Annotated in this window: 25 protein-coding genes and 1 pseudogene; 20 read left to right on the plus strand and 6 right to left on the minus strand. The window is 47.8% G+C overall.

The window, feature by feature from the left end:
- Nucleotide 1 precedes the first annotated feature (1 nt).
- From SD71_RS14015 to SD71_RS14065, 12 genes and pseudogenes are all read left to right on the plus strand, one after another.
- Nucleotides 2–1,820, plus strand: a pseudogene (locus SD71_RS14015) (ABC transporter ATP-binding protein).
- A 25-nt stretch (nt 1,821–1,845) separates the two neighbouring features.
- Nucleotides 1,846–2,451 (plus strand): adenylyl-sulfate kinase, encoded by a 606-nt coding sequence (gene cysC, locus SD71_RS14020; RefSeq protein ID WP_052476265.1) that lies wholly within the window; start codon nt 1,846–1,848, stop codon nt 2,449–2,451.
- Complete coding sequence (gene opgC, locus SD71_RS14025) at nt 2,448–3,521, plus strand: OpgC domain-containing protein (RefSeq protein WP_041064277.1); 1,074 nt, start codon at nt 2,448–2,450, stop codon at nt 3,519–3,521. Before cysC ends, opgC begins: the two co-directional genes overlap by 4 nt.
- Before the next feature lie 84 nt (nt 3,522–3,605).
- Nucleotides 3,606–3,998, plus strand: a complete 393-nt coding sequence (locus SD71_RS22350) for a beta-ketoacyl-[acyl-carrier-protein] synthase family protein (protein WP_052476266.1) — start codon at nt 3,606–3,608, stop codon at nt 3,996–3,998.
- A complete protein-coding gene (locus SD71_RS22355) occupies nt 3,995–4,657 on the plus strand; it encodes a 3-oxoacyl-ACP synthase III family protein (RefSeq protein WP_082034253.1) in 663 nt (220 codons plus the stop codon). Before SD71_RS22350 ends, SD71_RS22355 begins: the two co-directional genes overlap by 4 nt.
- Before the next feature lie 43 nt (nt 4,658–4,700).
- Nucleotides 4,701–5,021, plus strand: coding sequence for a hypothetical protein (locus SD71_RS14035; RefSeq protein WP_041064280.1), 321 nt, complete (start codon nt 4,701–4,703; stop codon nt 5,019–5,021).
- The gene (locus SD71_RS14040; RefSeq protein WP_041064283.1) at nt 5,000–5,698 is read left to right on the plus strand and encodes an SDR family NAD(P)-dependent oxidoreductase; all 699 of its coding nucleotides are present in this window, start codon (nt 5,000–5,002) and stop codon (nt 5,696–5,698) included. Before SD71_RS14035 ends, SD71_RS14040 begins: the two co-directional genes overlap by 22 nt.
- A complete protein-coding gene (locus SD71_RS14045; protein ID WP_041064286.1) occupies nt 5,698–7,041 on the plus strand; it encodes a class I adenylate-forming enzyme family protein in 1,344 nt (447 codons plus the stop codon). The genes SD71_RS14040 and SD71_RS14045 overlap by 1 nt, the downstream gene beginning before the upstream one ends.
- A 6-nt stretch (nt 7,042–7,047) precedes the next feature.
- Nucleotides 7,048–7,305: an acyl carrier protein gene (locus tag SD71_RS14050; protein ID WP_041064288.1), complete on the plus strand. Its 258-nt coding sequence runs from the start codon at nt 7,048–7,050 to the stop codon at nt 7,303–7,305.
- Nucleotides 7,302–7,955 (plus strand): acetyltransferase, encoded by a 654-nt coding sequence (locus SD71_RS14055; protein ID WP_041064290.1) that lies wholly within the window; start codon nt 7,302–7,304, stop codon nt 7,953–7,955. The genes SD71_RS14050 and SD71_RS14055 overlap by 4 nt, the downstream gene beginning before the upstream one ends.
- Nucleotides 7,956–8,281: 326 nt before the next feature.
- Nucleotides 8,282–8,632 carry a helix-turn-helix domain-containing protein gene (locus SD71_RS14060; protein WP_041064294.1) on the plus strand — a complete coding sequence of 117 codons (351 nt, stop codon included), beginning with the start codon at nt 8,282–8,284 and terminating at the stop codon, nt 8,630–8,632.
- A gap of 109 nt (nt 8,633–8,741) precedes the next feature.
- On the plus strand, nt 8,742–9,071 hold the full coding sequence (locus tag SD71_RS14065; RefSeq protein WP_041064297.1) for a hypothetical protein: 330 nt from the start codon (nt 8,742–8,744) through the stop codon (nt 9,069–9,071).
- 126 nt (nt 9,072–9,197) lie between these two features.
- Here the strand turns inward: SD71_RS14065 and SD71_RS14070 are convergent, their stop codons facing one another.
- Both SD71_RS14070 and SD71_RS14075 read right to left on the minus strand, forming a co-directional pair.
- Nucleotides 9,198–9,389: a hypothetical protein gene (locus SD71_RS14070; RefSeq protein ID WP_041064299.1), complete on the minus strand. Its 192-nt coding sequence runs from the start codon at nt 9,387–9,389 to the stop codon at nt 9,198–9,200.
- A 77-nt stretch (nt 9,390–9,466) separates the two neighbouring features.
- Nucleotides 9,467–10,489: a DUF5011/hyalin repeat domain-containing protein gene (locus SD71_RS14075; RefSeq protein WP_041064303.1), complete on the minus strand. Its 1,023-nt coding sequence runs from the start codon at nt 10,487–10,489 to the stop codon at nt 9,467–9,469.
- 314 nt (nt 10,490–10,803) lie between these two features.
- Here SD71_RS14075 and SD71_RS14080 point away from each other — a divergent pair, with 314 nt between their 5' ends.
- From SD71_RS14080 to SD71_RS14090, 4 genes are read left to right on the plus strand one after another with little or no spacing between them, the layout of a single operon-like run.
- Entirely contained in the window at nt 10,804–11,733 is a 930-nt protein-coding gene (locus SD71_RS14080; RefSeq protein ID WP_041064305.1) for an ABC transporter ATP-binding protein, read from the plus strand.
- A 1-nt stretch (nt 11,734) separates the two neighbouring features.
- On the plus strand, nt 11,735–12,082 hold the full coding sequence (locus SD71_RS25030) for an ABC transporter permease (RefSeq protein WP_235427119.1): 348 nt from the start codon (nt 11,735–11,737) through the stop codon (nt 12,080–12,082).
- Nucleotides 12,049–12,834 (plus strand): ABC transporter permease, encoded by a 786-nt coding sequence (locus SD71_RS14085; RefSeq protein WP_235427120.1) that lies wholly within the window; start codon nt 12,049–12,051, stop codon nt 12,832–12,834. Before SD71_RS25030 ends, SD71_RS14085 begins: the two co-directional genes overlap by 34 nt.
- Complete coding sequence (locus SD71_RS14090) at nt 12,835–13,362, plus strand: hypothetical protein (protein ID WP_041064308.1); 528 nt, start codon at nt 12,835–12,837, stop codon at nt 13,360–13,362.
- Nucleotides 13,363–13,464: 102 nt separating this feature from the next.
- Here the strand turns inward: SD71_RS14090 and SD71_RS14095 are convergent, their stop codons facing one another.
- Together SD71_RS14095 and SD71_RS14100 are read right to left on the minus strand one after the other, a co-directional pair.
- The gene (locus tag SD71_RS14095) at nt 13,465–13,920 is read right to left on the minus strand and encodes a hypothetical protein (protein ID WP_041064311.1); all 456 of its coding nucleotides are present in this window, start codon (nt 13,918–13,920) and stop codon (nt 13,465–13,467) included.
- A 152-nt stretch (nt 13,921–14,072) separates the two neighbouring features.
- On the minus strand, nt 14,073–14,633 hold the full coding sequence (locus SD71_RS14100) for a hypothetical protein (protein ID WP_041064313.1): 561 nt from the start codon (nt 14,631–14,633) through the stop codon (nt 14,073–14,075).
- A 140-nt stretch (nt 14,634–14,773) separates the two neighbouring features.
- Between SD71_RS14100 and SD71_RS14105 the strand changes: the two genes are divergently transcribed.
- The 3 genes from SD71_RS14105 (at nt 14,774) to SD71_RS22360 (ending at nt 16,311) form a co-directional block, all read left to right on the plus strand.
- A complete protein-coding gene (locus tag SD71_RS14105; protein WP_041064315.1) occupies nt 14,774–15,226 on the plus strand; it encodes a hypothetical protein in 453 nt (150 codons plus the stop codon).
- 62 nt (nt 15,227–15,288) lie between these two features.
- Nucleotides 15,289–15,768, plus strand: coding sequence for a hypothetical protein (locus tag SD71_RS14110; protein ID WP_041064318.1), 480 nt, complete (start codon nt 15,289–15,291; stop codon nt 15,766–15,768).
- Nucleotides 15,769–15,792: 24 nt separating this feature from the next.
- Nucleotides 15,793–16,311, plus strand: coding sequence for a DnaJ family domain-containing protein (locus SD71_RS22360; RefSeq protein WP_052476269.1), 519 nt, complete (start codon nt 15,793–15,795; stop codon nt 16,309–16,311).
- 507 nt (nt 16,312–16,818) lie between these two features.
- On the opposite strand, the gene nagZ is transcribed toward SD71_RS22360, so the two are convergent.
- Nucleotides 16,819–18,147, minus strand: a complete 1,329-nt coding sequence (nagZ, locus tag SD71_RS14120) for a beta-N-acetylhexosaminidase (protein WP_041064321.1) — start codon at nt 18,145–18,147, stop codon at nt 16,819–16,821.
- 252 nt (nt 18,148–18,399) lie between these two features.
- On the opposite strand from nagZ, the gene SD71_RS14125 reads away from it, so the two are divergent.
- A complete protein-coding gene (locus SD71_RS14125) occupies nt 18,400–19,566 on the plus strand; it encodes an aminotransferase class V-fold PLP-dependent enzyme (protein WP_268747751.1) in 1,167 nt (388 codons plus the stop codon).
- 26 nt (nt 19,567–19,592) lie between these two features.
- On the opposite strand, the gene SD71_RS14130 is transcribed toward SD71_RS14125, so the two are convergent.
- The gene (locus tag SD71_RS14130; RefSeq protein ID WP_041064425.1) at nt 19,593–21,245 is read right to left on the minus strand and encodes a glutamine--tRNA ligase/YqeY domain fusion protein; all 1,653 of its coding nucleotides are present in this window, start codon (nt 21,243–21,245) and stop codon (nt 19,593–19,595) included.
- Between the last annotated feature and the right edge of the window lie 77 nt (nt 21,246–21,322).

Below are 21,322 nucleotides of genomic sequence, written 5' to 3' on the forward strand. Positions count from 1 at the left end.
ATTGAAACCTATTCTATATTTCGTCAAAAGGTTGTATTCCTTTGCGGGCAAAGTGTTATACCTGAACCTTATGGGGACGGTGTTGATCAGTTTGCTGGAAGGCGCAGGCGTTCTCATGCTTATCCCTATTTTGTCTATGAGCGGCATTATGAGTGAAGGCGTTACGTCCGTCATCCCCTGGTTGGATCAATGGCTGAACATGCTCTCAGGTTCGATGGGCGTGGCGCTTATCATCTGCGTATATGTTGTGTTAATCATCGGACAAAATCTTCTGCAAAACTATTTGATCGTCCAAAATGTGAAAATACAGCAAGGATTTTTCAGAGTCATAAGAACGGACACATATAGAGCTTTGTTGCAAGCCAAATGGGATTTCTTTCTGACTAGGCGGCGATCCGATTTTGTCCACTTGTTGACCTCGGAATTAGCGCGTATCGCTGCCGGCATCAACACGTTCTTACAGCTTCTATCCTCGTTTATTTTTACTTTGATTCAAATTGCCATTGCGCTTTGGCTATCTTTAAAGATGACCATTTTCGTGTTGCTGTGCGGATTGATCCTTACTATTTTTGCCAGAAGATTTATCAAGAAGGCTAAAAGACTTGGAAGTCAGACATCCGAGTTGGGAAAGCAATATTTAGCCGGAATCACCGATCAATTAAACGGAATTAAAGACATTAAAAGCAACATGATGGAGCGTTCCAGCCTGAGTTGGTTCAGTGTTCTCACGCATCGTCTCGTGATCGAACAGACCGAATATGCAAAACTAAAAACCGCCTCCCAGTTTTACTACAAGATTAGTTCCGTTCTGCTCATTGCGGGATATATTTTTTTTGTCGCTGCAATTATTTAAAGCTGAACTGCCTCAATTACTATTGATCACGATCATTTTTTCCAGATTGTGGCCAAGGATAACCGGTATCGAGTCGAGTATGGAGCAACTCTCTTCTACGATTCCGGCATTCGAGTCATACATGCAAATAATGAACGAAGCTAACAACGCCAAAGAATTACATGAGGCAGATAACAGCAGTGACAATGAAGAGCGTTTACGGATGCGTGAAGGGTTGGAATGCCGCGACGTCTATTTTCGGTATACCCGCAGTGAATCGGCTTTCACATTGGAACAAATCAATTTATATATACCCGCGAACCGTCTGACCGCAATCGTAGGCCGCTCGGGGGTGGGTAAAAGCACATTAATCGATATTTTGATGGGACTTATGCAACCGGAAAAAGGACATATACTGATTGACGGAAAGCCGCTTACAACCGAAAATCTGCTGTCGCTTAGAAGTTCGATCGGCTATGTGCCGCAAGATCCGTTCCTGTTCAACGCGAGCATAAGAGAGAACATGCTTATGTTTGAACCGGATGCAAGTGAGATGCGGATATGGGATGCACTGTCTTTAGCCTCCGCATCGGAGTTTGTTAACCGTCTGCCTCAGGGGCTGGATACATTGATTGGGGACCGTGGAGTAAGACTTTCCGGCGGGGAACGGCAGCGTTTGGTGCTTGCTAGAGCGATTCTGCGAAGACCCTCGATTCTGGTATTGGATGAAGCGACCAGCGCGCTAGATACGGAGAACGAATCCGTTATTCAAGAAACATTAGCCAAGTTGAAACAGACGATGACGATTATCGTCATTGCTCACCGTGTATCTACCATAAGAGACGCTGATCAGGTTGTGGTGCTGGACCAAGGGAAGATCGTGCAAACCGGCGGCTTCTATCAATTGGCTCAGGAAAAAAGAGGACTGTTCAGCAGTCTGATTGGCAGCCAGATGGAACTGAGTCTGCCGTCTGACACAGTATCATGAAATTGTACTTGAAAGGAGGGGACCCATGACCATTACTCGAACGGATTGGGAGAAAAGAAACGGACACCGGGCCGGCGTCGTCTGGTTTACGGGACTTTCGGGTTCAGGCAAAACCACATTGGCGGTCGAGTTGGAGGAAATGCTCTTTGAGCGAAATGTTCGATGCCGCATTCTGGATGGTGACAGATTGAGAAGCGGTTTGAATCAAGATCTGGGATTCAGCGAGCAAGACCGTTTGGAAAATATCCGGCGTACTTCCGAAGCGGCATCGCTGTTTGTGGAAGCCGGCTTTGTCGTATTGGCGCCGCTTATATCACCATATGAAGCGGGCCGGCAGCTCGCCAGGCAGCGCTTCGAATCGGAAGACTTCATCGAGTTATACGTCAGATGTTCTTTGTTCGAATGTGAACGGCGCGATCCGAAAGGAATGTATCAACTGGCAAGAGCGGGCAGGATTCCGGAATTTACAGGCATATCGGCGCCTTATGAGGTGCCGGCAAACCCGGAGCTGACTGTAGATACGGAGCGGTACCAGGTACGACAATGTGCGCATAGTGTTATTGAATATTTGGAGACAGAGAACTGGATCGAGCCAATGCGAACTCACACCGAGGCAGAGGTGAAAAGATGAGCAAGGAAAGCACGATTACGTCCAATCGCGAATTCATTTTTGATTTTTTCAGAAGCGTTCTGATGATCACCGTTTTCATTTTTCACTTCTACAAATCCTTCCCCGGTAATTTCGATTATGCGGTCTATTCGAATCCCCTCGCAGAATTGTTCGTCGGATTAGCCGGATTTATGGTGGGGATGATCTATCTGCATAGAAACAAAGATAGTTCTCTGTTGAAGAGAGGTTTAAAAATTTTATTGGCTTTTTATATAATCGCCCTGCCTGAAGCAGCCCTGAAGGCGTATGCTATAGACCCTTCAATCAGCCATGTGCTGGATACGCTGTTAAATGTTCTTATTATGAACGAGGATCCTACTGCTATCAACATTTTGCGTTTTTACGGATTAATGTTTATATTACTGCCCATTATTCTTTATTTATATCGCAGATTCAGGGTTCCGACACTGGTCGCTTCGACGGTCCTTTTTTTTGGCAGCACCCTCGTATATACGCTGTCCGAAGCTCCCATCGTACACAGTTTTTTTGTGACGCAGACCGTTTTGCTCCTGTTGCAATGGCAATTGTTTTTCGTTACAGGTCTAGTTTTGGGGCATTTGTATAAAGTGAAAAAGTTACATATCAGCAGAATTAAAAAGCTTCCGTTAGTGATAACCGGCGCGTTGGCGCTATTTGTGCAGCTCATTTGGTTCAGACACGATATCACCAAATTTCCGTACACTTTCGGCAAGCTTCTCGGCATGGTCTATTTGGCGCCAATCGGTATCTACCTCATTTATTTCACTTATTCCAAAATCAAAGGACGTTCTCTGGATGCTTTCGTAAGAGTTGTTGGCAGAAACTCGCTTGTTGCATTCGTACTCTCTGAACTGCTCAGGATAACGCTGATCAAGATCCCTGTCGAGATGTTGCCTATCCCTTACTCGGAGTTAAGCAGTTTCGTATATGCAGTATTTTTAGCTTTTGTGTTGATCTGGATCATGTGGGGTTATGAAACGGTTAAAACTGCCAAAAAAGCCGCAAAAACAAATATGTCAATGTCCCAACAAGCTTCATATATATCAAACTGAATAGCCAAAATTTCTTTACAAAGAACTTAAATACATTATAATGTTCTATATAAAGAACAAAAATAGGGTAGACAGGTGATACAGATGAAAGCGAGATTCGACAATATCAGTATCAAAGGGATTGCGGCAGGCATTCCTCGGGAGAGTTTGGACCTTGATTCACTCGGCGAACTTTTCGGAGAGGAAGAAGTCAAGCGCATTATCGCCAGCACGGGAATTGCCAAAGTTCGGGTTGCCGGGACAGATCAGTGCACATCGGATTTATGTGCAGCTGCCGCAAAGCGTTTGCTCACCGAATTGGATGTCGGACCCTGGACAATCGACGGCATTGTTTTCGTTTCGCAGACTCCGGATTACATCCTGCCTTCCACCAGTTCATTACTTCAGCATCGACTAGGGCTGCCCATCACTGCAGTCGCGTTTGATATGCATCATGGCTGTTCCGGTTACGTCTACGGTTTATACCAGGCAGCATGATGATCGCTTCAGGGGGCTGCAGCCGGGTGCTGCTTTGTGCCGGTGACGTTTCAACCAGACTCGTACACAGTGGCGACCGCTCCGTGCGGATGGTTTTCGGCGATGGAGGCAGCGCTACGCTTGTTGAGCGAGGAGCGGGAACGGCGCATTTCAATATTAGAACGGACGGATCCGGCGCAGAGCATCTCATGATCCCTGCCGGCGGTTCACGCAAGGCTCGTAGTCTGGAGACATCGGCTCCATATGAAGCTGAGGACGGGAATATCCGCAGCGAAGAGACGCTTCGCATGAATGGGATGGAGGTCATGTCCTTCGCTTTGCGAGAGGTTCCTCCGATGATTGACGAGCTGCTGGAAAGCGCCGGCTGGAACAAGGAAGAGGTCGGTAGTTTTGCATTGCATCAGGCAAATCGATTCATGCTCGACTACTTACGGAAGAAGATGAAGCTGAACAAAAGCGCAGTGCCGATTGCAGTCGAGTCGGTCGGGAATACAGGACCAGCCTCGATCCCGTTAATGCTTTCCATTAAGCACTCCATTCTAGCGGAGGAAGAGCGTCTGGATAAAGTGGTGATGTGCGGATTCGGTGTCGGATTATCCTGGGCGTCTTGCGCCTTTGAACTCTCTTCAACTGTCATTTTAGATCCAGTTGAAGTTTAATACGGAGATGAAACTTAAAGAAAAAAAGTTGAGGTGTACGGACATGCGAGAGAAGGTTTCAGCTATTGTGCTGAATGCGATCAATGATTTTAATGAAACGTACGGAAAACAAATTCCTCTGGAGCTGGCGGAGGATATTCCTTTGTTCGGAAAACAGGGAGTGCTGGATTCGCTGGGTTTGGTTTCTCTGGTGGTATCTATTGAGCAGACGCTGGAAGACGAATTGGGAGTTTCCCTCATACTGGCAGATGAGAAGGCAGTGTCGCAAAGAACGAGCCCCTTCCGTACAGCCGGCACTGTCATTGATTACATATGCAAACTCATGCAGGAGGAGACACAGGTGTGCGAGAGCCCGTCACATTAATTACAGGAACGCGCAAAGGGATCGGCAAATATCTGGCGGAGCATTACATTGATAAGGGACATCTAGTCATCGGATGCAGCCGCACGGAGCCGGATTGGCGTGTTGAGGGGTATGAGCACTTTCAAGCTGACGTGGCGGATGAGAGCGCAGTTAAGGCGATGTTTTCATCCATCAAGAAAAAGTACGGGAGACTCGATCATCTAATCAACAATGCAGGAATTGCTTCAATGAATCATTTCCTGCTGACTCCCCTATCAACCGTCCAAAATGTCCTGAACACGAACGTAATCGGCACTTTTCTCTTTTGCCGGGAGGCCGCCAAATTGATGCAAAAAAGCGGCTATGGCCGGATTGTTAATTTCTCTACCGTCGCAGCTCCATTAAAGCTTGAAGGTGAGGCCATTTATGCGGCGTCCAAAGCAGCGGTCATTACTTTTACAGAAGTTATTGCCCGTGAGTTGGCTCCTTTCGGCATAACCGTAAATACGATCGGGCCGACGCCCATTGAGACGGATTTGATTCGATCCGTTCCCGAACAAAAGCTGCAGGAGCTGATCAAGAGACAGGCTATTCCAAGATACGGCAACGTGGAGGATGTCGCCAATGTCATAGACTTTTTCCTCAAACAAGAAAGCTCGTTTATTACCGGTCAAACCTTATTTCTCGGAGGGGTATAATGTTTATCGATTTTATGATGGATCATTTCGTCAGACATTCGGAGCAAGAAGCTCTAATATGGCAAGGCAAATCCTACTCTTATAGGAAAATGAACGAGCTGGTGGAAAGCTGGCAAACGACACTAAGCCAGCTGCAGCTGCCTCCAGGCAGCGTTGTCGCTTTAGAAGCGGACTTCTCCCCGTCATCTGTGGCGCTGCTGTTGGCTTTGATTGAACGCAATTGCGTGATCGCCATGCTAAGTTCCGCTGTTATGGACAAAAAGGAAGAGTTCTGTGACATCGCGGAAGCCGAATATATCATCTCCTTAGATTCGGAAGATAAGGTCATATTCGTTAGTCAGGCTCGAAAGGCGGATCACCGGCTTTTGACTTATCTTAAAGCAAAGGGCCATCCGGGAATAATCCTCTTTTCCTCCGGCTCGACAGGAAAGAGCAAGGCAGCGGTACATGATTTGGTTCCTCTATTGGAAAAGTTTAAAGTTGCACGGCATGCTAAGCGGATGATGGCGTTTCTGCTATTTGATCATATAGGCGGACTGAATACACTGCTCTATGCTTTGTCCAATGGCGGAACACTTATTACCGTGCAAGATAGATCGCCGGATGCCGTATGTGCAGCCATTGAGAAATTCAGAGTTCAAACTTTGCCGACATCGCCGACATTTATCAATCTCATCATGCTCAGTGAAGCTTACAAGAGGTATGACCTAAGCAGCTTGGAGTTGGTTACGTATGGCACTGAAGTCATGCCTGAAGCGACTCTGCAGAAATTCTACAGCTTATTTCCGGATATTCGCCTCCTGCAAACTTATGGTCTGTCGGAAGTCGGAATCTTGCGCTCTAAGTCGAAATCTTCCGATTCGCTTTGGGTGAAGATTGGTGGTGAAGGCTTCCAAACAAGGGTTAGAAACGGATTGCTCGAAATTAAAGCGGAGTCGGCCATGCTCGGCTATTTGAATGCCGCGTCGCCATACACAGAAGATGGCTGGTTCATGACTCACGACGAAGTGGAAGTCGACGGGGAATATTTGAGGATTCTGGGAAGGGCCTCGGAGATGATCAATGTCGGCGGGGAAAAGGTATACCCAGCAGAAGTCGAGAGTGTGCTGCAGCAGATGGAGGGTGTCCAGGAAGTCGCCGTGAGCAGTGAGCCGAATCCGATTACCGGTCAGATGGTTAAAGCGTCGGTTAAACTTTCAACGGATGAAAGTCTCAGCGATTTCCGTAAACGTATGCTTCAATTTTGCAGAGACAAGATGCCCGCGTACAAAATTCCGCAGAAATTGGTGCTGGTTGACGATTGGATGCATAACGGCAGATTCAAAAAAATGAGAAGAGGATGATTAGACATGCGAGAGCACGATTTTATTGCAGAATTAACAGATTTATTGGAGGTTGAACCTTCAGAATTTAATGATACATACGTGCTGGAGGAAAATGAAAATTGGGATTCCTTGGCTCATGTTTCCGTCGTTGCCATGATCGATGAGCATTTCGGCCTTTCTCTGGAGTATAGAGATCTTCGTCACTGCAAGACCTTGGGAGAATTGCTGAAATTGATTGAAGCAAAGACAGCCAGCCACGCTGGAGTATCTACCACTCCATGACAGAAGAGACACTTTTCACGAAGCGATTAATTATTGTGGGCGCTGGCGGGTTGGCACGAATGATATACAGCTGGCTTCCCGATTTTAGCGGATACCAAGAAGCATGGGAGCCGGCGGGATTTCTTAGTGACAGATTGGATGATCTGCAAGGTTACGATTACGAACTCCCTATTCTAGGAACTATTGGGGATTACCAGCCAGAGCCGAATGATCAGCTTGTCATGGCCATAGCGGAACCGAGAAGTAAACTATCCATCGGCGAATCACTTGAAAGGCGGGGAGCCAAGTTTACTAGTCTTATTCATCCGACGGCGATAATCGGAAAAAATGTGAAATTCGGCCGTGGATGCGTGATTTGTCCCAGAGCAGTTTTAACCTGTGATATCCGGATGGGCAGCTTCGTACTGGTAAACCTGGCCGTTACGATTGGACATGATGTACGGATCGGAGATGGGTGCACGATTAACGCCCATGCGGATGTTACCGGGTTTACCGAGCTTGGAATAGGCGTTTTTCTCGGAAGCCATGCGGTGGTGACGCCAAGTGTGAAGGCGAAGGATTATACCAAGATCGGCGCCGGCAGCGTCGCCATAAGAACCGTACCGCCAGGTATCTCGATATTCGGAGTCCCTGGCAAAAGAATTAATTGACCCGAGGGAGCCGTAACAGCGGCTCCTTTATTTATTTTCAATTTTACGGATGTTTCTCTCGTGAGACATTATCTTCTGAAATAACTGTTCTCTCATTTTCCTGTCAACGCAATCATTATACAGAATGTAGTTATACCGGCGCAGAACCTTAAGATAATAAAGCTTAGCTTTTCTAGCGCCAATGGTCACAAATATGTACATCTCTTGATGACCTCCTAAGTAAGACCTCGGTATGACAAGAGCCTAGAGGGGGAGTAGGGAGGTTGAGTGGACTAAGCAATCTTGCCAATCGTGTTTCGGCGGGGTGAGGTGAGGTGGGATAAATTATGATTGGCCATAATATATATAGAATCCGAAAAGAAAGGGGACTGACACTATCGGATCTTTCAGAGCGAACCGGTATTTCCAAGTCCTACCTAAGCAATATTGAAAGAAATCTGAAACAGAATCCCTCTATTCAAGTTATGGAGAAGATTGCTTTCGTATTAAAGGTGGATCTCAAGACTTTACTTAAAGTCACGACAGATAATGAGATCAAACTGCCGTTTGATAAAGAATGGTTTGATTTTATGGCTGCACTGATCGAGACAGGCATCGATAAACAACAGATCCATCAATATAAGATATTAGTTGAATTTCTCAAATGGTACAACGAAACAAAGCTTATTAAGAAATAAGCTCCTCCATGGTGGGTTCTGGTTTTTTTTTACTAGCAGGAGGACGAGCGGCGGCCGTTCGAAGTAGAGGATCTGCCGCCTGAGATGGGCAAAACAGGGGGTGGAGCGGGTGAACGTGCGTAAGGTGTCAGCGATCATTCTTACCATTATAATAGCCAGTACGGTTTGGAATTTCGGTATCATGCCAACCTTTGAATCTCCAACTGCGGTACGGCCAACGGAGTCCGCCGACACTCCGAATAGCGATCCGCAAATAGCAGATGTTATCCAAAACAATCCGGAATTTGCAGAGCAATTGAAAAACAACCCCCAGTTGGCGGAAATCGCCAAAAACCGTCCGGATTTGGTAGAACGCGCGAGGAATAATCCAAGTCTACTAGAATATGCGAGAAAGCACCCCGAGCTTGCGAAACGCTATTTGAGTATGTTCGGTCAATAGGAATGATCGAAATCTCCCCGTCGGATACCTGCAACTTTCTTTTGCAGAAGCATCATAGGCTATAACCGATGGGGATCCCCAAACACTCCGCGCATTGTCCCTCTCCTGCTCTCGCACATTCCTCAATTAATACAGTTTCCTGACGATAGAAGTACAGATCTTTAAAATAGCGCACACAGTAAGAAACAGAGTCACGAAAATACATGCGACCAGTATCAGTGACAACACGATGCCCAGATATTTGATTTCCATCCACCCCAATGCAATAAATACATACGGCCGAATGAATAGGAAAATTTCCATCAGTATCTCCCGCAAAGAAGTTCCTCCCGCAACCTTACATAACGAATGCCCCCTCGTACATACGTAGAGGCGGCATTCGGGTACAAGGTCAATTATTCGCCATAAGTTGCGTAAATCTTGTTTTGGATGTAATTGTTAATATACTGCTCGATTTTCAATTCGACATTTACTTTCCCGAAGAAGCCGTATTTCCGCAGCAATTCACAGATCCGTACTGCTTCATCTCTTAATCTTTCTCTAAGCTGTACCAAATCAATTGCAGGCACTTTTACGGTTGTGCTTACGTCTGAGGTGTTTCCTGCCGCATCAGTGAGCGAATATGTAATCGTATATACACGGCCTTGCCCTTTGATTGAGCTTTCTGCGCGTAAATTGAATGCCGTATCGTTCGTGCCGAATTGTGCTTCTTGAATGTCATTAGGCTGATCGAAAAATCCTAACCCACGATCGGGTTCGTTGCTGTTAATTGATTTTAATTGCACCGCAACTTCTTTACCCGAGTCATCGGACGCGTTGATCGTTACATGAATGGGTACCATGCGATGATTCGGCGTGGTGAGCACCGGTTGATCAACGGAAATCACCGCCTGTGGAGGCGTTGTGTCAGCCGTTGGAAACCGCTTCACATATTCAAAATATCCCTCCCAGTTTGACCCGGTAAGCGGAACCCCTCTGCCCCAAGCATTCACCAACTCACCGTTTGCATTTTGAATCACGGCATGTACGGTGAGCACGGTCAAATTGGGATCTAAATTCTCGTAACTTAACTGATCTGTTGTTTCCAAGGTATTCGATGTGAAGTACTTGCTGACTGCAAGTTGTCCGTTTTGCGGAGTGTCCCCCGGATGGATTGGAAAACGGGATACATCATTCCCCACTGCAAGGTGATACTCCACCATTTTGGTTAAATTGGACCAGAGATAAGTTCTTATAATAAGATTTGAGTCGTCATTACTCACTCTGACAGCTCCAATTTGTGTGTTGCCGGCGACTAACTCAATCAAGGAATGATCATAAAATTCGGCACCTCTTGCCTGCGTCGCAGCAGATGCTGAAACAGTGAATACACCCATAATGAGCGTGATAGCTAATAATAATGCAAAACCTTTCTTCAACCTTATCACCTCGTAGATAATGATTTGAACCATTACATCAATGTCGCGGTATGTATAAGCTCGGTTGCTATCAAGCCTCCTATATAGAACAAATTACAAATAAATGTTCTTAATAAAGAACAACAATTCGATTATATTATAAGCTAACCATAGCCGACACACAATAGCATATTACATTGGAACAGCATTTTTCATAGATTGTTTCTCCGCCCCCAGACCGATTCCAAAAGCATGCCGCAGACCGTAGTGCCCTCTTGACAGACTCAGTTACAATGTAAATGTTCAAAGAACTGGAAAAAGAAGGAGAGAACAAGATGTCCCTCTTGGAAGTCAAAGGCTTGCGCAAGACGTTCGGATCCGTAACGGCCGTCGAAGACATCAGCTTCGCTGTGGAAGCGGGCGAGGTGTTCACGATTATCGGCCCGAACGGCGCCGGCAAAACAACGACATTAGAAATGATCGAAGGCTTGCAGAAGCCGGATTCCGGTACGATTACGATCGATGGATTGGTGTGGGCGAAGAATACGGAAGAAATCAAATACAAAATCGGCGTCCAGCCTCAGTCCGGCGCGATGTTTGACTTGCTTACAGTTGAGGAAAATCTCGATTTGTTCGCATCATTCTATCCGAAGCCGAAGCCGGCGGCCGAGATACTCGAGATGATCAACCTGACTGACCACCGCGGCAAAAGAGTCAAATCCCTCTCGGGCGGTCAAAAGCAGCGGCTCGCGATCGGGCTGGCGATGATCAGCGATCCGGAGGTCATTTTTCTGGATGAGCCGACGACGGGACTAGATCCGCAAGCCCGCCGCAACATATGGGATATTATCCTTAAGCTGAAAGAGCTCGGCAAAACGACGATTCTGACCACGCATTACATGGAAGAAGCCGAGAAATTGAGCGATCGCGTGTGTATCGTCGACCAAGGCCGAATCATCACGCTGGATACGCCTGCGGCGTTGATCGACCGGCTGACGAAGGAGCGGGAAGTGAGACTTTCCTTCCTCGACGGCGAACAGGCGGCGAAAGATACGGAGTGGGTTGTGCAGAACCAGCCGACCGTCGTACGGACCGAGCGTGATGGAGCGACGTTGAAGCTGTGGTCGATCCAACCGGAGGAAACGTTATATGGCTTGTTCGGCTTTACCAAAGAGCGGGGATATCGAGTGGAACAGGTGTCCATCCGCGAGTTGAGCCTGGAAGACGTGTTCATCGCCTTCACGGGCAAGGAATGGAGGGACTGACGTGAGCAACAGCAAACAATTCGCAAAATTATTCGGAGCCAGCATCAAAATGATGTTCCGCGAGAAACAAGTATGGTTCTGGAATATCTTTTTCCCGGTCATCTTAATGGTATTATTCATGATTATTTTCGGCGGCGGAGGCAGCGACAACTTTAAAGCTTCCATCGCAGTCGTCGAGACGCAGCAGAATGCAACTTCCAACATGCTGGAGGACCAGCTTCGCCAAGTGCCGGTGTTCGAATGGAAGTCGGAACAGCCGGTAAGCGCGGAGCAAGCGGATACTTGGATCAAAGACAAAGACGTTGACGCAGTATCGTGCTGCCGGAAACGGAAGATGCGAAATCTGTGAAGCTGATCGTCAATACGGAGAATGAACGCAACACGACTACGCTGGCGGTGTCCGGCATTCTTGACAAGCTGGCAGTGGCCGGGGCGCAGCCTGCTTTCCAGATGGAGATGAGATCCGTATCCGACGGTGCCGAAGATTTGAGTTACGTGGATTTCCTTCTGACCGGGATGATTGCCTTATCTCTTGCGCAAGGCGGCCTGTTCGGCCTGGTTGATCTGGTGGAAATGCGTCGTAAAGGGCTGCTGAAAAGACTGCAGATGACTCCTGTGAAAATGGGACTGTTCGGATTGGGCAGCATGATGGTGCGGTTCGTGCTTGGTTTGGTCCAGATTGTGATCCTTACACTAGTCGGCGTGTTCGGATTCGGCGCGAATCTGCATCTCAGCCTTCCGACTCTGCTCGTCGCCTTTTTCGTCGGGTCGCTTGCCTTTAACGCGATCGGCTACTTGTTCTCTTCATTCAGCAAGTCGATGGAAGCTTACATGGGGCTTGCCAATATCGCGAGCTTCCTCATGATGTTCCTAAGCGGCGTGTTCTTCGCGACCAACACTTTGCCGGAGTGGCTGCAGCCTGTTACGCAAGCGATGCCTCTCACCTATTTCGTCAACGTGATGCGGGATGGAATGGTTTACGGCAGCGGGATAGCCTCATTAGAATTCTGGCTGGCTATCGGAGTGCTCGCCGTGTGGGGTGCGGTAGCATTCGCCATCGGCGCAACGATCTACAAGAAAGCAAAGGTAGAGGTACGTTAAGTGGATAACAAACCGGCAGATTCGAATGAAGTGATAATAAAAAGCGAATGGAAGAAGAAAATAATTGCACTTGTAGTCGTTCTCTTAGCAGTCTCTGTATCGACTAGGTATTATTCTGTTCACTTATCCGCTAAAAGCGTCATTCCACACTCAACTCAAATAGAAAGAATCTATTTTAGTTACCTCGATGGAGGTGAAACGAATTTTTACTTGATCGAATTCAACGACAAAAATACAGAGCTTCACCAAATGATGAGTATATTTGAGTCCGTTTCGTATACGAGATCATTTGGAAGCAGAAACATAAGAAATGATGGTAAAGCGTTTATGATGATGATTTTCTATCGCGACCGTGACGGTGAACTACACGATTATGATTTAGATATTAACGAAAAGAGCTTTATTGTAAGCGATAAGAAGAAATACAAAATGGTAGATGGGGAGAAGGAAGCTTTTGAGCGGCTATCTACATGGCTTTTAGAAAAAGGCATCAAACAGCCAATAGGAACAGTGAACAATGACAATTAGAACTCGTTAGTAACCGACAGTTCAGTTAGACTCGTCTTCTATATCACTGTAACCAGGTCAATTCCGATCCCTATGTAAATGATGTGATTTTGCGACGCTGGGTTAATAAATTGAACAATTCCAGAAGCGACACGAAAGTTTATCCATCGCGTTGCTGAACTGCTTCATTAGAAGCGGTTTCTGTTTGTCATGCGACCAATAGATAACAATTACGTTTTTCTTCTGTCGCATGTGGGGAAATGAACCTTCAAATTTTGGCAAGGAGTTTCCATCAGATTTATCAAACTGTTCTCTCGCCTCGGTTGAATCGAATGTTTGCACAAAAACATACTCAGGGTTTTCCATAGAAGCTGTGGGGAGACCAATCTTGAACACTGACGGGTTGTCTCCGTTGACGTCAATCGGAGCCGGTGTGCCCACGGTTATCTGCGTCACTTCCAAGCCCTCCTTCTCAAGGACTGCACGCACATCGCGAGCCGTAATTGTGCTGTCTGAACAAGCAGCTAATAAAAGAACAAGCACAAAAAATGTGACATAGAGTAATGTATACTTCTTCATTGCTGGCCTCCTCTAAGAAGTAATGGTAGGTCAAATAATAGCCCTCTCTAGTAGGGACGTGTTGTCAATCTGCTTTGTTTCCTTAAACTTCCAGTTACTTCAATAACAGATCAACAACAAAGTTTAACAGTGCCTTCAACGAAAAAGACGCCTTAATTGGCGTCTTTCTTCATCACTTCCATTAAAGCGATTATTTTTAAGGCTTCGTATTCGTCATCCGTAAGTTTGGCCTGTAAATTCGATTTGATATTCGCTTTCTCGTTCGTGCTTAGTCCATCCTTAGCCATGTTTGCCATCTTGGTGACTTCTCCGGTGCTGAACTTGCTCATGACCATGTCTTTTGCTTCGTCAACGGTTTTGATGGGAAATTCTTTTTTTGTTCCTGCTTTAGCCGGACTATTTGCTGCTTCTGGTTTGTTTGTTTTCGCTGGTTTGTTTGCATAAGGTTGCGTATTTTTCGATGAATCTTGCTTAGTTTGAATGGTATCAATTGAAAGTTGCGGGAGTACCTTCTTTACTTCTTCTTCACTAAAGTTATCTTTAATGATTTTTTGAATTTCCGGGTCGTTCTTTAACTTTTCAACATCTTCCGGTTTAACGATGTCTTGTTGTAATTGGCCCATTATTTTATTCGATACATAGTCCGTTCCGACCTTATATCCAATCAATCCGATTGCTAGGACAGCAACGATTGTTATCATCCATTTTTTCACGATATCACCTGCAGTTTTCTTTGTATTATAACATATCTCGGCGTTTTTAAGCCGGCGCCACAGTCTGACAAACTTTGCAAGTAACATTTGCTACGATAGGAAGGAGTCATGTGGTGTAAACATTATAGGGAGGCTTCACTGTGGAGAAACTCAGTCAATCGGATCTTGAAACCATTGCGCAGGACCTGGTGAGTAAAAGAAAGTACTTGATGACGGTTTACTTGGAAAAAGCGAAAGAGATCGAAGACACACTGAACAAACTCTCGACACAAATCAGCTCATTAGGCATCAAAAACGAAGATATTAAAAGTGAAGATATAAACGTCATCAAGTTTAAGTACTGGGTTTTATCTTCCATAGTGGATGTCTCGGGTATTACGCAATTATTGAATGAATTGGAAGACTGGCGCGACAACATCACCGAACATGAAGACCAAACGATGCTGTCGAAGATAATCAAACTGCTTGAGCTGGATAATTGCAAAGATATCTACGTATACATCAAGAAAATTGATGTAGCCATACGGGAGTTAGACATAGCATCAGGAAAATCGCAAGATACTGTGTCAGGCAGAAGAGTCGCTCATTTATGAGCGGCTTTTTGTGTTTTCAGGTAAAATATATCTAACTTCACTCAAGACAGGTGGGATCAGATATGTTACCGAAGACACTCGAGGAATTGGACAAAGTCAGAGACGAATGCAAGTCGATGGTGACCCGAAGAGCCACCGCTTCAGGAGCTGCTGCGGCAGTTCCCGTACCTGCTGCCGATGTTGCAGCTGATGTGGGATTGCTGCTGGAGCTGATCCCCGCAATCAATAAGAAGTTTGGTCTAACAGATGAACAAATTGAAAGTTTGGACATGAATACGAAAGCTATCATATATAGCATTACCAAGAAAGTAGGAACGGAACTCATCGGCAGAGCGATTACGAAAAAGCTGGTTACAGCGGTATTAAGGAAAATCGGCATCAGAGTGGCGGCCAAGTCAGTCGTCAAATTCGTGCCCATTATCGGACAAGTTGCAGCAGCCGGCATTAGCTTTGCAGCGATGAAGAAGGTCGGAAATGCGCATGTCGATGACTGCTACGAAATTGTCAAAAAGTATCTTGAATCCAACAAGGAAACGGATTGAAAAGAGAGTGAAGGAGGAGAGGCCATGTTTGCGTGGTTTAAAAGGGGTAAAAGACCTTCTGCTTCCCAAACTGAGATTGCTAATCCCCCGACATCAGACGCATTAGAGGCAGAGAACAAACCTGTTGTTGCTGGAACTCAAGAAGATGAGCCGGCCGTCGTCAGCCCGAGACAATTCTGGAACTCCGGTCTGTCCTCGAATGACTGGATGGCGGAAATGTACAATGAAGAACTGAAGAAAGGGGCGTTTGATCATCTGCCGGGCAAAGGCAAACCGATCGAAGTTCCTGATGGAGATATCACGAACAGCATCCTCAAGAATGCGAACTTTTTGCCCGATTGGCTGACACTGCAGCATGAAATAAGAGATGACTTACAGAAGTTAGCACGGGATGAGCGTCGGGACAACAGTATGATTGAGCGGATTCTTCAAGGAATCAACATTAAGATCGGCAAATATAACAACCTGGTACCTAGTACAGTATTGCAAAAAAGAAAGCTTACAACGGAAAACTGGAAGCAGCAGATTGACAATTGGGCTTAGGGCACAAAAAAGCCGCCAATCGGCGGCAACAATAGCTTATCGTTAAAAGAAAAGTTGTCTTATGACGATCGGTAGTGCGATTAAAAAATAAACGCTTATTTTTAAGTAGAATTTCTTGTTCTTGAACTCCAGCATATCAATCACCTCCGCTTACGCCTAAAATTTCCGTAACAGCGGTGCTCTCGAGTAAAAGTCACGTTGATGAGGACAAAATGGGCGTAACAGCCAGCCTTTTGTGCGGACAGCACACGCTATCACGATTCCATAGGCCCAAAAACGTCCGTAAAAGCGATACTCACGAGTAAAAGTCACGTTGAATGCGGACAAAATGGGCGTAACAGCAGGCAATTTGTGCGGACAGCACACGCGGTCACGAAGTGGGCGCTTGATGCTTATGTTTTCCCCAATAAATTAGATAATTATGCCTGGAAAGTGAAAAATTAATAAGCTGCTTGTCCACATAAAAAAGGAGTGCCACAGCTGTTACCAGCTTGGGCACTCCTTTTTTCAACCCCCGAGCTTCTTTTTCCAGCTGATAATGTCATCATTCGGCAAATTTGCCGCTGTCGGAATCGCAACGGGTTCATCGGACAAGTTGTATTTGTGCTTCAAAGTTAAGATTCGGCGTACGCTCTCATCGATGCGCGCTTCCTCAATGTCTCCGTTCCGGACACTTTGTAGGAGCTTGTCGTACACTTCCTTTGCGGTATCGTAACCGTGCGCCACCAACAGAATGTCGGTTCCCGCCTCGACCGAGGCAGCGGCAGCTTGCGGAATTCCGTAGCTTTTGGCGATGGCACCCATCGTCAAGTCGTCGGTGATTACCACACCGTCGTAGCCGAGCGTGCCGCGCAGCTGTTCGCCGATGATGACTTTGGACAAGGAAGCTGGAGCTGAAGAGTCGATGAGCGGAAACAGGATATGGGCGACCATGATCGCGTCTGTATTTTCCTCGATGGCAGCTTTGAAAGGAATCCATTCCAGCGATTGAAGTTGTTCCGTTGCCTTGAACAAGATAGGCAAATCCAGGTGGGAGTCCACTGACGTATCTCCATGGCCCGGAAAATGTTTCACCACCGAGATGACACCGCCCTCGCTTAACCCCTTCATGGCCGCAAGCCCCATTTTCGTAACAACATCTGCATCAGTACCGAAAGAGCGCCTGCCGATGACAGGGTTTTTCGGGTTGCTGTTGATGTCGAGTACGGGAGCGAAATTCACGTTAAGCCCCATAACCTTCAGTTCGCGGGCGAGCAAAGCGCCCATTTCCTCCGCCAACGCGGGATTGTTCGAGCTTGCTACTGTTCTGTTGTCAGGGATCTGGGCGAATTCCTTCGGCAGCCGGCTCACCTTGCCGCCTTCCTGATCCACACTCAGGAAGAGGGGAGCGGGATTGCCGCTGTTGGCTTTTTTCAGATCGTTGACCAGCTTCACGGAACCTGCCAGATTGGAGAAGTTGTCTTTATATAGAATGATTCCGCCTATGTACTGCTCAGCGATCATATCCTTGGCCGCTTGATCCATCCGGGTGCCGTCGATGCCTGCGATAATCATTTGCCCGACTTTCTGCTCCAGCGTCATGCCGCTGATAATTCCGCCAATCTCGTCTTCCGTCGGCGACGCAGTCGGTGATGCAGATGGCGTCACAGATGGAGGAGGCGTTGACTCGGATGTCGGAGGCGACGCTGGTGCAGAAGGTGTTTCCGAATGCGAAGCGGAGCTTGCTGTCGGTGCCGATACCGGATCGCCGCTGCCCCACCATCCGCATGCTGACACAAGTACCATGAGCAAAGCTAATGCCAGAGTGCCGCCGTACCTTTTTACGCTGCCGTTCATCAAATCCCTCCTCAGAAGCTTGACCGGGAAGCCCGAATCATTTTGACGAAACTAGTTCAACCATACCATATTCTGGGATAATATTCCTGCGTCAGGTGATAATATCACAATCCATCTATTGCTACAGGAAAGGAATGTCTTGATGCCGCTTACTGAGATGACCAGCCGGGCACGGGGGAGCCGGACTGGGAGGCCGTTAAGTCGTTCTTCAACTTAAGCCCCGAGTACATCCATCTGGGCACCTCGCAGTATATCGCTTCTCATCCGACACCCGTACGCGAAGCCATCGATCATCACCGCCGTGAATTGGACAGCAATCCGGTGCTGTACATCGTCTCCCACGAACAGGATTTCGCGCACAAAGCGCGCGCGGCCGCTGCAGAATATCTTGATATGGACGACCCTGAACAGATTGCGTTGACAGACAGCACCACGATGGGGCTCGGCACGATATACACCGGACTTAACATTCAGAACGGCCAGGAAATTTTGACGAATGAGCATAACTATTTCGCACAGCAGGAGGCGATCAAAGAGGCGACCCTGCGGACGGGCGCAACGTTCCGGGAAGTTCATTATTACGATAACATCGATGAGGTTACGGAAGACGAGCTGGTACATAATGTGATCAAAGAGGTAACGGACAGGACGCGTGTGGTCGGCGCAACGTGGGTGCATTCCAATACCGGCCTGAAATCCCCGATCGGGAAATTGTCCCGCGAGCTGGCGAAAATTAACGAACACCGCGACGAGGAAAATAAAGTGCTTCTGGTGGTGGATGGAGTTCATGGTTTCGGGATCGAGCGGGATTCTTTTGAGGAGCTGGGGTGCGATTTTCTCATCGCGGGATGCCATAAATGGCTATACGGTCCCCGCGGAACGGGCATTGTAGCAGGAACGCCGGCAGGTTGGCAGAACGTGCGGCCGGTCATTCCAAGCTTCTCCGAAGTGATGTGGCGCATCATCCGGGGAGGCCAGCAGCCTGAACGTGTGACCGGACCGCACATGTCACCGGGGGGCTTCCATTCGTTGGAGCACACTTGGTCGCTGCCGTCAGCTTTTGAATTTGTGAAAACGCTCGGAGGCAAGGATCGCATCTATCAAAGAGTGCATGAGCTCAACCGGCTTTGCAAAGAAGGGTTGGCTTCCATGCCGCACGTGAAATTGGCGACTCCTCTTGACGATAATTTGTCCGCCGGAATCATTGCTTTTGAAGTCAAGGGAATGTCGGTTCATGATGTCGTGCAGCATCTGGTGAACAAAAAAAATCATCGCCACCGAAGCACCGTACGACAAAAGCTACGCGCGCTTCACGCCCGGAATCTACAACACGCCGAAAGAAATCGAGACCGCTTTGGACGCGGTGAATTCTTTGAAATAGACGCATACATAGAAAAGCTCCTGCAGTCTCCGCGCTAATGGCGGTCTGCAGGAGCTTTTGTTATTTACACCTCGAACGAGCTTTTCAGCGAAACGATGCGGTTAAAGACAGGGTGCCCGGGCTTCGAATGCTTCGGATCGACATTGAAGTAGCCGTGACGGAAGAATTGGAACTTCTCCCCGCCGGCGGACTCCTTCATGCCCGGCTCGACAAAGCCGTTCAGCACCTCGAGTGAATTCGGGTTGATGTGCTCGAGGAACGATTGCCCGTCATCCTCGGCTTCATCCTTGATGAGCGGTTCATAAAGCCGGAACTCCGCAGGAACGGCCTGTGAGGCTTCCACCCAATGGATCGTACCCTTGACCTTGCGGCCGGTGAACCCGGTGCCGCTTTTGGTTTCGGGATCATACGTGCATCTGAGCTCCACGACATTGCCGTCCGGGCCTTTGACGACTTCCTCACACTTGATGAAATACGCGTGTTTCAGACGAACTTCGTTACCGGGGAAGAGCCGGAAATATTTCGCAGGCGGATTCTCCATGAAGTCGTCCTGCTCGATATAGATTTCCCTGGAGAAAGGAACCTGGCGGTGTCCGAGTTCCGGATTCTCGGAATTGTTCTCGGCGTCCAGCCACTCGGTCTGACCCTCCGGATAGTTCGTAATGACGACCTTCAGCGGGTTGGCGACGGCCATTGTGCGGGGTGCCTTCAGCTTCAGGTCCTCACGGACGTAGTATTCGAGCGCGCGTTCGTCGATCACGCCGGATCCCTTGGATACGCCGAGCTCGCGGCAGAAGCTGCGGATCGATTCCGGCGTATAGCCTTTGCGGCGCAGCCCGGAGATCGTGGGCATACGAGGATCGTCCCATCCGTCGACTGCCTTCTCGTCCACGAGCAGCTTCAGCTTTCTTTTGCTCATTACCGTGTTGGTCAAGTTCAGCCGTCCGAATTCGTATTGATGCGGAGTCGACGGCATCTCGCATTCACGCACTATCCAATCGTAGAAAGGCCGCTGATCTTCGAATTCCACCGTACACAGGGAGTGCGTCACACCTTCGATGGCATCCTCGAGAGGATGAGCAAAAGCGTACATCGGGTAGATGCACCATTTGTCCCCGGTGTTATGGTGATGGGCGTGAAGAACCCGGTACAGCACGGGATCCCGCATGTTGATATTGCCGGAAGCCATGTCGATCTTGGCCCTCAGCACCTTCGAGCCGTCCGGGAATTCTCCATCCCGCATCCGCGCGAACAGATCCAGATTCTCTTCGACGGAGCGGTTGCGGTAGGGACTGTCTTGGCCGGGGCTTGTGAGCGTGCCGCGGGTTTCCCGGATCTGATCGGCGGTCTGGTCGTCGACGTACGCCAAGCCTTTGCGGATCAGCACAAGGGCGCGTTCGTACATTTCCCCGAAATAGTTCGATGCGAAGAACAGCCCGTCCCACTCGAACCCGAGCCATTGCACGTCCCTTTTGATCGACTCTACGTATTCGATGTCTTCTTTGACAGGGTTCGTGTCGTCGAAGCGCAAATTCGTTCTCCCTTTGAACTCATCCGCCAGCTCAAAGTTGATGCAGATCGATTTTGCATGGCCGATATGCAAATATCCGTTGGGCTCCGGCGGGAAGCGTGTGACGACCTCTTTCACTTTGCCGGATTCGAGATCCTCGATCATGATGTTCTTGATGAAGTTCGATGACGACGTCTTAGGTTCCATTACGATCAACCTTTCCTGCCACAGCATGTATATCTTCTAATAATACACAAAACAAGCGGTGCTTATAAAGGGCCGAG

Source organism: Cohnella kolymensis (genome assembly GCF_000829465.1).
Taxonomy (GTDB): domain Bacteria; phylum Bacillota; class Bacilli; order Paenibacillales; family Paenibacillaceae; genus Cohnella; species Cohnella kolymensis.

What these genes read in the sequence shown, in the direction of transcription:
- cysC (WP_052476265.1), top strand. Translation starts at nt 1,846, where the DNA reads ATGACCATTACTCGAACGGATTGGGAGAAAAGAAACGGACACCGGGCC.
- opgC (WP_041064277.1), top strand. Translation starts at nt 2,448, where the DNA reads ATGAGCAAGGAAAGCACGATTACGTCCAATCGCGAATTCATTTTTGAT.
- SD71_RS22350 (WP_052476266.1), top strand. Translation starts at nt 3,606, where the DNA reads ATGAAAGCGAGATTCGACAATATCAGTATCAAAGGGATTGCGGCAGGC.
- SD71_RS22355 (WP_082034253.1), top strand. Translation starts at nt 3,995, where the DNA reads ATGATGATCGCTTCAGGGGGCTGCAGCCGGGTGCTGCTTTGTGCCGGT.
- SD71_RS14035 (WP_041064280.1), top strand. Translation starts at nt 4,701, where the DNA reads ATGCGAGAGAAGGTTTCAGCTATTGTGCTGAATGCGATCAATGATTTT.
- SD71_RS14045 (WP_041064286.1), top strand. Translation starts at nt 5,698, where the DNA reads ATGTTTATCGATTTTATGATGGATCATTTCGTCAGACATTCGGAGCAA.
- SD71_RS14050 (WP_041064288.1), top strand. Translation starts at nt 7,048, where the DNA reads ATGCGAGAGCACGATTTTATTGCAGAATTAACAGATTTATTGGAGGTT.
- SD71_RS14055 (WP_041064290.1), top strand. Translation starts at nt 7,302, where the DNA reads ATGACAGAAGAGACACTTTTCACGAAGCGATTAATTATTGTGGGCGCT.
- SD71_RS14060 (WP_041064294.1), top strand. Translation starts at nt 8,282, where the DNA reads ATGATTGGCCATAATATATATAGAATCCGAAAAGAAAGGGGACTGACA.
- SD71_RS14080 (WP_041064305.1), top strand. Translation starts at nt 10,804, where the DNA reads ATGTCCCTCTTGGAAGTCAAAGGCTTGCGCAAGACGTTCGGATCCGTA.
- SD71_RS14095 (WP_041064311.1), bottom strand. Translation starts at nt 13,920, where the DNA reads ATGAAGAAGTATACATTACTCTATGTCACATTTTTTGTGCTTGTTCTT.
- SD71_RS14110 (WP_041064318.1), top strand. Translation starts at nt 15,289, where the DNA reads ATGTTACCGAAGACACTCGAGGAATTGGACAAAGTCAGAGACGAATGC.
- SD71_RS22360 (WP_052476269.1), top strand. Translation starts at nt 15,793, where the DNA reads ATGTTTGCGTGGTTTAAAAGGGGTAAAAGACCTTCTGCTTCCCAAACT.
- nagZ (WP_041064321.1), bottom strand. Translation starts at nt 18,147, where the DNA reads ATGAACGGCAGCGTAAAAAGGTACGGCGGCACTCTGGCATTAGCTTTG.
- SD71_RS14130 (WP_041064425.1), bottom strand. Translation starts at nt 21,245, where the DNA reads ATGGAACCTAAGACGTCGTCATCGAACTTCATCAAGAACATCATGATC.